The sequence below is a fragment of the uncultured Algoriphagus sp. genome, from assembly GCF_963974835.1.
In the GTDB taxonomy this organism is placed as follows: Bacteria; Bacteroidota; Bacteroidia; order Cytophagales; family Cyclobacteriaceae; genus Algoriphagus.
This window is the reverse complement of record NZ_CAXBET010000005.1, coordinates 1-12,942: the sequence shown is the minus strand read 5'-3', so window position 1 is coordinate 12,942 and position 12,942 is coordinate 1. Positions and strand designations below refer to the sequence as shown.

Genomic DNA, 12,942 nt, shown 5'->3' with positions numbered 1-12,942 from the left:
AAACCATCCTCTTCCCGTTCTCAATAATCACATACCTCTGCCTAGAATTTTGGAATCTCATGATAAAAAATGACTTTGAAAACGGCTCTTATTCCCAATCAAAATCCAGAAACGTTTTTGGATGAACGTTTAAGATTTTAGCAAATCTTTCTAATTCGCTAATCCCGAAGTTTGTCTCACCTCTTAATACCCTTCCAATTTGCCTATTATCGTCAGCTTGGAATAATTCTGCAATTACTTCCTGTTTTAACTCTTGTTCTTCAGCAAGTTCCAAGATTTTAGCGCTCACCTTGTCAATGAATGCTTGGTTTTTGTAATTTGGCTTTCTTCCCACATAACAATAGTCATGAAATAAGTAAATTAATATTAGGACATATTTGTCCTTTTGTATGTTTTTACTAACTTAGATGCGGTTAGGATATTTACTAACCTGCAAACTTTCTTTTTGAATGCATTTGCACTTGTGAGTCTCGTCTTAGGAAACTGGTAATTTCAATTGAGGAACGGGATAAATGAGTGAGAATGCTCACGCCATTGGCGTGGGCTACTTACTTGCTTGTTCCTCTGGTATACCAGTACCTCTAAGACGGCTAGTTTGAGTTCACGCCTCTTTTTTTGAGACGGACTTGACTTGGACATATTTATAACCCAAGTATCATGGAACAGATTGTGATTTTTTCTGGATTAAGTAGCTTCCCGGGATCAGTATTCTGGAAGAAGGATCTGTCTGCGCTTTTTTACATTGGGTCACATTGCTCATTACCTATTACCTATTATTCATTACCAGAGGTACACGGCATCGCCGCGGTAGATCGTCTGTATCCCCTGAAGCCCAAGAATCCGATTTAAGGATCAGGGCACTTTTTCTCTCTGATTGCTTCCGATTGGGCTTTGTATGTTCGTCGGGCCTGCCCGCCGTGGCGGGACTATCCACACAAATCAGGGAAGGACGCCACACGATGATGGAGATCATCTGCTGCAGCAGGTCAACAGCTCCATTACTTCAGTTTATTTCTTATTCATATTGCTGGTTGTCTGAGAAAGGCAGAGTGGCAGAGGTATGTCTTGGTTTGAGTATAAAGTACCAAGTACAATGAAGCTAGAGATAGGAGATTAGGGAAAAGAGGCTTCGACTCCAGTCACACTGAGCGACGTCGAAGTGTCAGCCTGACACACATTGATCTTCTCACTTCTGAATACTGCGACTGCTCACTGCTCTCTGCTCACTGCCCACTGACTGCTGTGGATTATGGACTTGTACGCTTCGACTTCAGTCACACTGAGCGACGTCGAAGTGTCAGCGTGACAAACACCGGTCATCGGTCATCCGACACCGGACACCTTTCTTCCGTCTTCCAGCTTAAAAATTTAAAGCATGAAAAAAACACTACTCACATGCTTCCTGGCATCGCTATGCCTATACGGAAGCACACTCACAGCACAGGTTGCTGATTCACCCGGGGCGGATTTTCTTCATAGGTCTAGCCCCAGTGTCCCGTTTGGATTGCGGGACACCCATCGGGGCGGGGAGACCCGCTCCGATACCTTGCCGGAGCAAAATGGTTTGGTTGATCACTCCGTTGCAACAGGGCAGGAGGGCGAAAGCTCTTCTGCCTCAGTGGGGCCAGATCCAGGCTTGGGTAATAACGCGGTAATATGGGGCCGCGTATCGGAATACAGTGAGCGTTCCCAGATCCAGTTGATAGTTTATCCAGATTACTTTTTTACCGGAGCGAAAGCCCCCCGATCCAATCACCTGTTTTTGCAGTTGCAGCCCGGGAACCTGATGGAAGGCGGATATCCAAAGGATAAGAGCTTCCAATATAATCTGGCTGCGCATGGGACGCAGTGGTTTTCCCTGTCCCTGAATGATGGTAATCCTTTTATGGAGCTTTATCGGATTGATCCCAATGATAGCATTCAGTTGTTTCTGGATCTGGAAAGTAGTTACCTAGTGTTTGGTGGGAAAAGCAGGGAGCAGTTTAAGCTTCAGCAAGGGCTGTTTGAATTGCAAAGGGAACAGATAGCCAATACTGTTCCTACGCTATGGACCCCAAATCCTAGGAAGGTATTGGAAAACCCGGACTTTGCCAAACAGCGGGAATCAGCGCTATCCAGTGCAGGACCGGTACTGGAGATCCGAAGCCGTGACCTTGAGTTGTTGCAGGAGTTGGAAAAATTGGATCTGTATTCACCCTCCGGTAGCCTAAAGGCCTATTGGGAATATATAGATTCCTACACCGGCAAAGTTTCGGAATCTTATCTGGATTTCTTTAGGAAGGAGGTAGAGCTGCGGGAATGGAAAAACTATCTTAACCAGTTAAGCGGCCATCTTCGCTTTGCCAGACGGTCAGGAGAACAGGGTGATTTTTTGGATGGATTGCTTGCATTGTCCAGGGAAAAACTGGATCAGGCAGAAGGTTCTTTGGAGCTAGACTTGGATAAGAGATCCGCAGCAGCTATGGATTACTTTGCCGCCAAGATGAAACTCTGGTCAGCAGTGAATGATGAGGAGCCATTGGAAGGGATTTCCTCAATCAATTTGGCGTACTGGAGGGAAAAATTTCTGGTGCGGTATTTCTACGAATCCTTTGGGAACATACCCTTGGCAGAGGGCAGGCTGAAAGATTTTATAGCTGACATGAAGTATTCTCATTTTGCCCAGGAGCTGCGCACGCTGGAAAGTCTGAAAGGAAAAGGTGTTGTTATCGAAGGCTTTGAATTTTTGGATGAATCGGGCAATACATTGCAATGGGATGAAGTGGCGAAAGGGGAGGTGATCCTGATTGAATTCTGGATTTCGGGCTGCAAAGCCTGTGTGGCATTCAATGAGCAGACCCTCAGTGTACTGGAAGAAAAATATGAGGGCGATCCCCGCGTTCAGGTGATTACCGTTTCTGCTGATTTCGATACGGAACTCTGGCAAAGAAGCCTCCAATCCGGCCGCTACACCCAGTCCGGGTTTACCAATTTATATACCGGAAAGGAAAACAGAAACCATCCATTTCTAATTCGTTATGGGATCAGTTCCTTTCCCAATCGCATTCTGATTAACCGTGAAGGCAGGTTTATTCAGACCTCCCAAGTGCCTTTTCTTGCTCCTGATTTGATTGCCTTGATTGAACATGAATTGAATCAGAATCCACCCAAACCTTGAAACCATGAAAAGAACACTACTATTACTTGCGATGTGGGGGAGCTTTCTGTTTCCCCTGCATGCACAAAAATCAAAGATACTGCAAGGAACGGTGAGCTCCTCCGAGGACGGGCTGCCCCTACCTGGTGCAAGTATTCAGGTGCAGGCCCTTTCGCTTCTTGTGATTTCCGATGAAAACGGGGAGTTTGAGATGGAACTGGATGAAGGTACCTACGAATTATCGGTAAGTTTTATTGGGTTTGAAACCTGGAAATCAACTGTTAAAGTGCCCACCCGGGAACCGTTGTCTATCCTTTTGATTTCTAAAGGCCTGGAACTTGAAGGTGTGGAAGTTTTATCCACAGGGTACCAAGAGCTTCCCAAGGAACGCATTACAGGTTCATTCGTGGGAATAGGGAATGAATTGGTCAATAGGAGTAACAGCCCGGATATCATTTCCCGCTTAGCCAATGTTACATCGGGGTTGATAGTCAATCCTATGGCAGGAGAGGGTGAACAGCTTTCCATCCGTGGACGTGGTACCTTGTACGCCAGCACCCAGCCACTGATTGTGGTGGATAATTTTCCTTACGATGGCCCTATCGAAAACATCAATCCCAATGATGTGGAATCGGTGACCGTGTTGCGGGATGCAGCGGCCGCTTCTATCTGGGGAGCCCGAGCAGGAAACGGAGTGATTGTGATCACTACCAAAAATGGGGCTTACAACCAGCCCATACAGGTTTCACTTAATGCCAACACAACGGTATTCCAAAAGCCGGATGCCTTCTATGCCCCTCAGATGGATTCAGGGGATTTTCTGGATGTGGAGGAATTGCTGTTTTCCAGAGGTTACTACAATTCGATCATCGAATCTTACGATCATCAGCCTATCACCCCAGGTGTGTCAGTGATGGAATCTTTGCGCAAAGGGGAGATTTCCGGGGAGGAAGCAGACAGACAGCTTTCAATATTGCGCGGTCAGGATATTAGGTCGGATATCAACCGATACTTTTACCAGCCCCAGATCGATCAGCAATATGCCCTTCAGTTGACCGGAGGAGGAAACAATCAGCGGTTTGGTATATCCTTAGGCTATGATTCCAGCAGGGGAAACCTACAGGGTAACTCGAATGAAAGGATCACCTTTAAAGGAAATCAGGAAATAAAATTCTGGAAAGGGAGAATCATATTTTCCAACCAGCTGGCATGGATCCAGCAGGGGGGAAGCCAGGCCAATCAAGGGGTGGGAAGTCTGGATTTCTCTCCAGGTACCCGGGTATATCCCTATGGGCAATTGGCAGATGAAGCAGGAAATCCTTTGCCGCTGATCAGGGACTATAGAAGGGAGTTTGTGCTGGAAGCCGAACAACAGGGGTTGCTGAACTGGGAATATATCCCTCTTCTGGACAGGGGGAACAGTATGGATAACTTTACTTCCACAGAAATTCGCTGGACCACAGGGGTGGCCTATGAAATACTGGATGGGTTGAAGGCAGAACTAAGTTATCAGTATTGGGACAATCAGTCGGTTGTCCAAACCGAGCACGGACCGGAGAGCTACTTTGCCCAGGATCTGATTAATACCTTTACCCAAGTGGATGGGGCTGGGACACTGAGCTATCCTGTACCAAAAGGAGGGATTTTGGATAGGAATAATTCATCAGGCAGAAGCCATCAGTTTCGTTCCTTGCTACGCTATGGAATAACGAAGAGAAAACACCGGCTGAATGTTCTGGGTGGATTTGAGGCAAAGGACAACCAGTTCAATTCCTATGGCACCCGCTATTATGGTTATAATCGAACATTAGCTTCATCTATACCGGTGGATCTGGTCAACACCTATCCCTATTATTATAATCCATTCCTGTCACGGCAAATTCCCAACAGTGCAGGACTCAGTGACAGGTCAGACCGGTTTCTGTCCTATTACGGGAATGTAGGCTATACCTATGACCAAAAAGTAGACGTGACGCTGAGCACCAGAAAGGATCAATCGAATTTGTTTGGGGTGAGGAGCAACCAGCGGGGAATTCCGTTGTATTCCCTGGGTTTGGGATGGACACTCAGTGAGATGGGCTTTTACGATTGGGAAAAGCTTCCTTACCTCAAGCTGCGGGGATCTTATGGGTATAACGGGAATATTGATAAGTCCCTCACAGGTGAGACTACCGCCCTGTTTTTGACGAGCTCGTTTTTTGGCTATAACCCTGGGGTGCCGTATGCCCGAATCATGAACCCTCCTTATCCTGATTTAAGGTGGGAAAGAATCCGAATAGTGAATGTAGGAGTTGATTTTGAATCCCAAAACGGAAGAATTTCAGGGTCTGTGGAGTATTACTGGAAGAAAGGAATGGACCTGATTTCCAATACACAGCTTCCACCCTCCAGCGGCTTGGGTTCCTTTAGGGGAAATGCTGCCAACAGTTCCGGACATGGTTTAGATCTTATCCTAAACACCCGGAATATCCAGGGAAAGGTGAAGTGGAATACCCAGTGGCTATTTAGTACCAACAGTGAAATTGTATCAAGGTATTTATTGGAAGAACCCATTAACAATGTTCTGATGGATGGAGCTACAGGTTTTGGGGTGATTTCCCCGGTAGAGGACTATCCGCTCTATCCTGTCTTCAGCTATAGATGGGCAGGATTGGATCCTGATACTGGAGATCCGAGGGGCTATCTGGACGGAAATCCTTCCAGCGATTACTCCGGGATAATTCAGGCCTCAGATTTGGAAAGTCTGGTTTACCATGGATCTGCAAGACCTACCGTATTTGGATCTATCAGAAATACCCTGCAGTGGAAAGGGCTTTCTGTTTCTTTTAACATCACTTACAAGCTTGGCTATTATTACAGAAGGAATTCTGTGTTGTATGAAAATCTTTTGACAGGAGAGCCGGATCACTCGGACTTTGCACTGCGTTGGCGGAGCCCTGGTGATGAGCTGAGGACTAATGTTCCTTCCATTCCCGAAGCACGAAGTTCCAACAGGGATCAGTTGTACCGCTATTCCGAAGTGTTGGTAGAACGGGGAGACCACATCCGATTTCAGGACATAAATATCAGTTACAGCTTTCCGGCTGATGGATCGTCCAAAAGTTTCCTTTCCGGTTTAGAGGTTTACTCCTATCTGAACAATCTTGGGATGATCTGGAAAGCTTCTTCTGATCGGTTGGATCCTGAATACAGATATCTCAATCCCATGAGGTCCTACGCTGTAGGGGTACGCGCCAGTTTTTAACCGTTAATTAAAGATTAAGACTATGAAAATCAACTATGTATATATGCTGAGCTTGTTTATGATTTGGGGTTGTGAGGGCTTTTTGGACGAACGCCCTGATAAATCCATTTTAATACCTACCACAGTGGAGGATATCAGGGCATTATTGGACAATGATAGCGACCTGAATGTTGTCCCGGGTTTTGGTCTGCTGTCTTCGGATGATCTGTGGATCACAGATGATGGTTGGACAGCCTTATCCACGCCGGCAGAGCAAAATGCCTATATCTGGGAAAAAGACATTTGGGCTGGGGCTGAATCTGCAGATTGGTCCAGAATGTATCATCAGATATTTATCGCCAATGTAGCATTGGATCAATTGGGCCTCTTACCTCAATCACAGGAAGTAGATTACCTAATGGGGGAAGCTCTGTTCCATCGGGCTCATGCCCATTTTATGTTGGCGCAGGTGTTTTCCCCTGTTTACCATGCTGAAAATGCAGCCAGTACGTTTGGGATTCCTCTAAGATTGAACAGTGAGATTCTGGAACGTTCACCCAGGGTGGAGCTTAACGTTTTTTATAAGGCAATTTTGCAGGATTTGGAAGTAGCTTATTCAGTATTACCGGAGACCCAGTCACTTAAAACAAGACCTTCACGGTTGTCAGCTAAAGCACTTGAAGCAAGAGTTCATTTGGTGATGGGTGATTATAAATCTGCAGGGAATGCTGCAAACTTGGTGATGGAAAATTCTGCCTATTCTTTAATGGATTACAATAGCCAGGATAGCACGGCACGCTACCCCTTTGCAAAATACAATTCAGAAGTGGTGTTTCACTCAGTGATATTGTCCTATAGTTTTTCAGGGGTGGGGAATGTAAATGTCTGGATTCATCCAGATATTTATGAGAGTTACGGTATGTGGGATTTGAGAAGAGTACTTTATGGGCAGGGCAGATCCAATGCTGGATTTTCTTTTAAGGGTCAATATACAGGAAATTTCGGAAGGTTTGGAGGGATTGCATTGGATGAGCTTTACTTTATCAAAATGGAGTGTCTTGCGAGAACAGGGCAGAGTGCTGCAGCTTTGGATCTACTGAATGATTTCTTGGAGACGAGGTTTGTTACCGGAAAATTTATTCCTTTTAATATTAACGGAATTCAGGAACTTCTCGAAGTCATTTTGGAGGAGAAGCGAAAAAGTTTGGTGTATCGCGGAGTCAATTGGATAGACCTTCGGCGATTGAATCAAGAGGAGGAATTTAAGAGGGTAATAGCCAGAGAATGGATGGGAGAAGAGGTGAAATTAAATTACGGATCCAAAAAATATGTGTTACCTATACCCCAAGGAGAATTGAATTTAAACCCGATACCCCAGACTGACAGGGAAGATTAATGATAGCGGGGAGTTTTTGCTCCCCGCCTCCTTTACAATTCTGTAAAGGTTCCAGATTGAATGACATTCCCGTTGGGAGCATCATACAGGCAATCCCCTGTGGCATTGCAGTTGTAATCCACTCCAGGTTCCCATTCTGTCACATCGATAAACTGGGAAGGGTTGGAAGGATCTCTTGCATATACCTGATCAGGCATTGGATCTGCGAAATTCATGGCCATCGCCATGGTTGCTCCGAGCACTAATCCCAGTGCCGGGAGCATTTTGGTTATTGATTTCATAATCGTGTCGTTTTTGGGAGTTGCCTCCCAGTTGAACAATAATTATATTAGATACCCTGGTCCAGAGTCCCTTCCGAGGACTTCATCCTTCGTGAGGAATCCACCCAAGGACTCTGGTTCAGGGGCTGAACCGTCCGGGTAGCCCCGATCCGGGAGCCGGTTCCACTCCCTGCACCGCCGAGTGTTGACAGGCATCTCAACTCCCCGTCATTTGAGATGGACGGTGCAAATTTTACTGATAGGTCACATTATAGTGTCCGCATTGTCATTTTTCGGGTGGGGATCTGACCAATGTCCCTGCCCGTTTTTTTATATTTATTATTTCACTTGGATCATTTTTTTCTATGGTAGTATAGTTTACTTGTAATTATAGTTTATCTTTACGGCGTAGAATTGATAGGTCTTTATAGTAATTAAAGCTTAACGACCGACGTAGCCTGGGGCATTAGCCCTGGGCTTTTTTAGTGGGGTTTGGTACAATCCATGAAAGCAATTGCGAGGAATACTGAGTTGGTAACAAAGTGGTCTGCCCCCGTTCGTGTCTCCAAGAACGGCTCATCGCCACAGCTTATACTATGTCTCCATAGACCATTTTCATATTAGAATACATTTCCATCTTGCTGGCATCACGCTTTCGTTGCAAATGAAGATTGTGGGCCAGCGCTGTGGAATGAATATAATTCTTGATCCCAGGGTTGAAACCCTGGGCTACCCACATGGCATACCTACGGCATGCTGTCCAGGCCACCTACTAACCTTCAAATAGTCCTTCGTCTACAGTCACACTGAGCGAAGTCGAAGTGTCAGCCACACAAAGCCAACCAATAACCAACAACCTCCAACCTCTAACTTTCAACTTCCCAATGGATTCGTTTCCATCCTCCTGCACTACTTCTTGTATCCAATAGATGATCTTGGGCAGGAGGCAATGGCCTTTTGATCTTATTTTACACCGGGTTAAAACCCGGCGCTACCTATATTGCATACCTACGGCATGCCCACCTCTTATTTCCTCTCCATTCTCCCAATCCCTAATCTCTTTCTATTTTAAATTCCCAATTCCCTCATTTCAAATTCCTTTTTAGACTTTTACTCCTGTCACACTGAGCGAAGTCGAAGTGTCAGCCTCACAAAGCCAACCAACAACCCCCAACTTCCAACCTCCGAACCTCCTGACTTCCCAACTTCCCACCTCCAGCTTCCGCCCATTTTAAATTCTCAATTCCTTCATTTTAAATTCCAGATAACTAACAACCAACAACCAACAACTAACAACTAACAAACCTCCCAACCTCTACCTTCTAACTTCTAACTTCCCACTTCCCAACCTCCAACTTCCAAACCTCCTAACCTCCAACTTCCCTCCATTTTAAACTATACAGCCCCCACACCCCAACTACAATAAATCCCAGGTTCAGGAAGAAATGCTCAGCCCAACCCAATGACTCTAAAATCCCAGCACAGTTACAGGGAACCCGTGGGAAAGCTCCTACCCAGATCAATCCTACATAAGTGGTGAAGACGGTAAGGAGGAGTATACTTGAGAGGTATCCCCACCATTGTGTGACCGAAAAGAGCAGGAGCAGGGCAATCAGCAACTCTGAGATAGGAACTAAATAAGTCAGAACTTCCGCTAGGTCTGCAGGGAAAGTCTGGTTATGGAAAGCCTTTCTACTTGCTTCCAAGCGGATCAGTTTATCCAGCCCCGTATAGGTCCATAGCAGAATTAAAGTAGCACTCACAATTTTATTCATAGTTGATATATTATTCGACTCATTCATTCTCTTAAAGAAAGCCCGTCCTGAGAATAAATCATGTCTGGAAGGCTCTGAATCGGGATAAGAACCCTCCCTTATTTTCTTCAATAGAAAAGTTAGCTACTCTTTGTGAATAGTTACATGGTCATTTGACACCAATTGGATTTCCATTATGAATTCGTGTCAAATGACACAAATTCAACATGTTATTTAATAATTAGGAGGAGTGGATTTGGATAAACGAAAAAGTTAACATTATCTTAATACTACAATTTTAGTCTGAGATAGATGATCCGTCTGCTTTTTTCGCCCTAATGAATTGATTGTTTTTATAAAAAGTAAGGCTATGGATAAACAGTATCAAAAACAGTTAGTTGATTTCTTTAATCAACTGATGATTGTATCGGAGGAGGAACTTTCGCCAGTCTTTCCTCTGATACACCAAAAATCGGTTAAAAGGGGAATTCTCATTAAGAACCCTGGGGAGGTGGATACAAATTCGCGCTTTTTATGCAGTGGATTTATAGGCCTTTATAAGGAAGAGAAAGGTAAACCAACTCTCGAACATATTTTTGGCAAAGGTGATGTGGTGAGAGAATACCATTCCTACTATTCTGGTAATAGAATGGATTATTACCTAAAATCAATCACAGAAGTAGTGTTTCTGGAGATGAGTGTGTCGGATCAAAAAACAATGCTCGATACACATCCGATCCTAGTGGAGTTAAATGGAAAAATGATGCATTTCATAATCCAAAGGCGGGCGAAAGTCTCAGGAGTAAGAATTCTGGGTTTAAAAAATGGATATCCTGAACTTTTGAAAGTCCTGCCTGGTATAGGTTCATTTTTGGATAGGAAGGAATTGGCTGCTTTTTTCAACTGTAGCACGAGTAAGGTGGCCCGCTGGAAAAAAGAACTAGGCAAATCATGAACCTGTCATCATTGCCCATATCCTTAAATCTCCATACCCGGGAGGCCGAAGCTAATGTTCTAGCTTGGGGGAGAAATTTTGGGATTGTGAGAAATGGATCTCTCATTATCCAATATAAAGTCTTATGGTTTGCAGGCTATACACTACCATACTTGGATAAACCATCGCTTGAAAGAGCGATGAAACTGTTTCTATGTCTACATCACCTGGATGAACTGTTGGAGAATTGTGTTTTTGAAGAAGCACAGGCATTCTTCCACATGTGGTGTGAATTTTCATATGTAGAGAACTATGATTCGCCTTTTAGCCCGCTTTCCTGTGCACTGGCAGATGTCCTTATGGATATGGAGCATAGCGGAAATGCAGAGTGGAGTGAATTTCTTTGGTTTAATATGGATGATTACCTCGGCTCAAAGCGCTGGGAATTCGACTATAAAAACCGGGGAATATTGCCGGATCTGGATTCCAGTGTGAAGCAGGCAGGCTTTGGATCAGGTGTTTTTCCGGCGCTTCACTTTTTGAAGATGGATTGGCGGGCAGAAAGGTATCCAATTGAATGGGTAGAGTTTGAACTATGCCGAATATGTTGCCTTTCCAATGATCTTGTATTATTTAAAAAGTTTAAGAAGTCTCAGTTGGGAGCAAATGAGCTTGTTCTGAGGCAAATTGATTTAGGACTGAGTGATGTGGAGATACTCAGGCATGGCGGAAATTTTCTGATGGAACTTCTAAAGAGTTTTTCAGAAGTAGTAGAATGTGTGAGAATGGAAGGTGGTTCAAGAGCTGATTGGGCCGATGAACTCCGATTATTTCTTGGAGGGTGCCTGTATTGGTCCGAAGAAAATGCACTTCGGTATGGAACCAAGATAAATGGAATAAATAAAACCTAATTCGGAAAGGAGAAGTCAGATGCTAATCAAACGATGTGTAATCTATGCCAAGGATGTCCAGCGGATCACCGGTAGGAGTGAGCGGTACAGCCACGATGTGCTACGTAAAATCCGGGAACATTTTGATAAAGGGGAAAAGCAGTTTGTGACTGTGGCGGAGTTTTCCGCATTCTCCGGGATACCGGAAGAAAAGCTTAGGGAATATTTATTCTAGAGCTCCATTTGTCAAATCAGGGTTGCTATCCCCACCATAGCCAGGAATGATAGGAGTTTACAGGCAGCCAAAGTCATACTTCCGCCCTTGATTCTCCCTTAATCCTCCCTTGCTGTTCCCTTGACTCTCCCAGTACGTAAGGGAGCAGCAAGGGCGCAGAGTGGGAGCAACAAGGGAGGTGCTATAGGACTGGCATAAGTCATATTATACTTTAAACCTAACGAGTTACTTACTACCATGGGAAAAATAACAGATTCTCTGCTTAGCGGAGTCAACGGAAAAGTCGGAAACCTGGTAATCTACAAGCAAAAGGGGAAGACGTTCATCAAGCAGATCGCCGTAAGATCCGGTGAATACAAACCCTCCAAAAAGCAAATCTACTCAAACATGGCTTTTGTGGAGGTCCAGAAGTTCCTCCTTCCCATAGAACCGGTACTGGCCGTAGGTTTCGGGCGCTTTGTATCAGGTGGGAAAAGAGGGATCCACGTGGCCATGTCATGGGCATTGAAGCATGCAGTGGAGAATGAGGATGGAGTTCCCCGGCTCTATCCAGAAAAGGTCAAAGTTTGCGGTGGGGATCTGGATCTTGCACCAGGCCTGAAGCTGGTGAAGGACGGTGACGGATCCTATTCCATCTCCTGGATTGTGGAGGAAGTGGGCAGGGCCAGGCACTCGGATCTTTGTTGGGTGTTGATCTATCATCCACTCCACAAAAGCTACCAGGTCATAGACGGGGGAGTGTACAGAAAGAGGGGCCTGCTGCAATTTACCCCGCATCCAAATCTGGATCTGGTAGGTGGATATGTGTATGTATCTTTTTATCGTTCAAAAAAGAACGAAAGCAGACTGTTTTCGGATTCCATCTGCTTGGGTAGGTTGGAATAAGGTTCCATTCACCTTCACCAAAGTATCAGTCGCCTTATAACTTCCAGCAGTAGCTTAATCCCGGTTTTCCGGGATTTTTTTATGTCCGGATACCTTCCAGAATACTGCAAAAACCTGAAGGTATAGCAGATTCTGTAGTAGACTGCACATTCAATTGATAGCCAGTGTTATAAACCTGAATTTTCCTGCATGTTACACTTAAAACCCATATACATATGGCAAAACAAGC

The 12,942-nt window shown here is 44.9% G+C and carries 11 protein-coding genes; 8 read left to right on the top strand and 3 right to left on the bottom strand.

Annotated features, from left to right (window positions below):
• Positions 1-88: 88 nt before the first annotated feature.
• Positions 89-274, bottom strand: coding sequence for a hypothetical protein (locus AACZ73_RS11440; RefSeq protein WP_339877939.1), 186 nt, complete (start codon positions 272-274; stop codon positions 89-91).
• A gap of 621 nt (positions 275-895) precedes the next feature.
• On the opposite strand from AACZ73_RS11440, the gene AACZ73_RS11435 reads away from it, so the two are divergent.
• The 4 genes from AACZ73_RS11435 to AACZ73_RS11420 all read left to right on the top strand — a co-directional run bounded on the left by AACZ73_RS11435 (position 896) and on the right by AACZ73_RS11420 (position 7,755).
• Positions 896-1,039, top strand: coding sequence for a hypothetical protein (locus tag AACZ73_RS11435; RefSeq protein ID WP_339877937.1), 144 nt, complete (start codon positions 896-898; stop codon positions 1,037-1,039).
• Between the two features lie 336 nt (positions 1,040-1,375).
• Positions 1,376-3,157: a thioredoxin-like domain-containing protein gene (locus tag AACZ73_RS11430; RefSeq protein WP_339877935.1), complete on the top strand. Its 1,782-nt coding sequence runs from the start codon at positions 1,376-1,378 to the stop codon at positions 3,155-3,157.
• Positions 3,158-3,161: 4 nt separating this feature from the next.
• Entirely contained in the window at positions 3,162-6,380 is a 3,219-nt protein-coding gene (locus AACZ73_RS11425) for a SusC/RagA family TonB-linked outer membrane protein (protein ID WP_339877933.1), read from the top strand.
• Between the two features lie 22 nt (positions 6,381-6,402).
• Positions 6,403-7,755, top strand: coding sequence for a RagB/SusD family nutrient uptake outer membrane protein (locus tag AACZ73_RS11420; protein ID WP_339877932.1), 1,353 nt, complete (start codon positions 6,403-6,405; stop codon positions 7,753-7,755).
• A 32-nt stretch (positions 7,756-7,787) separates the two neighbouring features.
• Here the strand turns inward: AACZ73_RS11420 and AACZ73_RS11415 are convergent, their stop codons facing one another.
• Positions 7,788-8,036, bottom strand: a complete 249-nt coding sequence (locus AACZ73_RS11415) for a hypothetical protein (RefSeq protein WP_339877931.1) — start codon at positions 8,034-8,036, stop codon at positions 7,788-7,790.
• Positions 8,037-9,382: 1,346 nt separating this feature from the next.
• Positions 9,383-9,790 carry a MauE/DoxX family redox-associated membrane protein gene (locus AACZ73_RS11410; RefSeq protein WP_339877929.1) on the bottom strand — a complete coding sequence of 136 codons (408 nt, stop codon included), beginning with the start codon at positions 9,788-9,790 and terminating at the stop codon, positions 9,383-9,385.
• Between the two features lie 349 nt (positions 9,791-10,139).
• Here AACZ73_RS11410 and AACZ73_RS11405 point away from each other — a divergent pair, with 349 nt between their 5' ends.
• From AACZ73_RS11405 to AACZ73_RS11390, 4 genes are all read left to right on the top strand, one after another.
• Entirely contained in the window at positions 10,140-10,724 is a 585-nt protein-coding gene (locus tag AACZ73_RS11405; RefSeq protein ID WP_339877928.1) for a hypothetical protein, read from the top strand.
• Positions 10,721-11,614, top strand: coding sequence for a terpene synthase family protein (locus AACZ73_RS11400; protein WP_339877926.1), 894 nt, complete (start codon positions 10,721-10,723; stop codon positions 11,612-11,614). Before AACZ73_RS11405 ends, AACZ73_RS11400 begins: the two co-directional genes overlap by 4 nt.
• Before the next feature lie 19 nt (positions 11,615-11,633).
• Positions 11,634-11,828, top strand: coding sequence for a hypothetical protein (locus AACZ73_RS11395; RefSeq protein ID WP_339877925.1), 195 nt, complete (start codon positions 11,634-11,636; stop codon positions 11,826-11,828).
• Between the two features lie 237 nt (positions 11,829-12,065).
• Positions 12,066-12,713 (top strand): hypothetical protein, encoded by a 648-nt coding sequence (locus AACZ73_RS11390; protein ID WP_339877923.1) that lies wholly within the window; start codon positions 12,066-12,068, stop codon positions 12,711-12,713.
• The last annotated feature ends 229 nt before the right edge of the window (positions 12,714-12,942 follow it).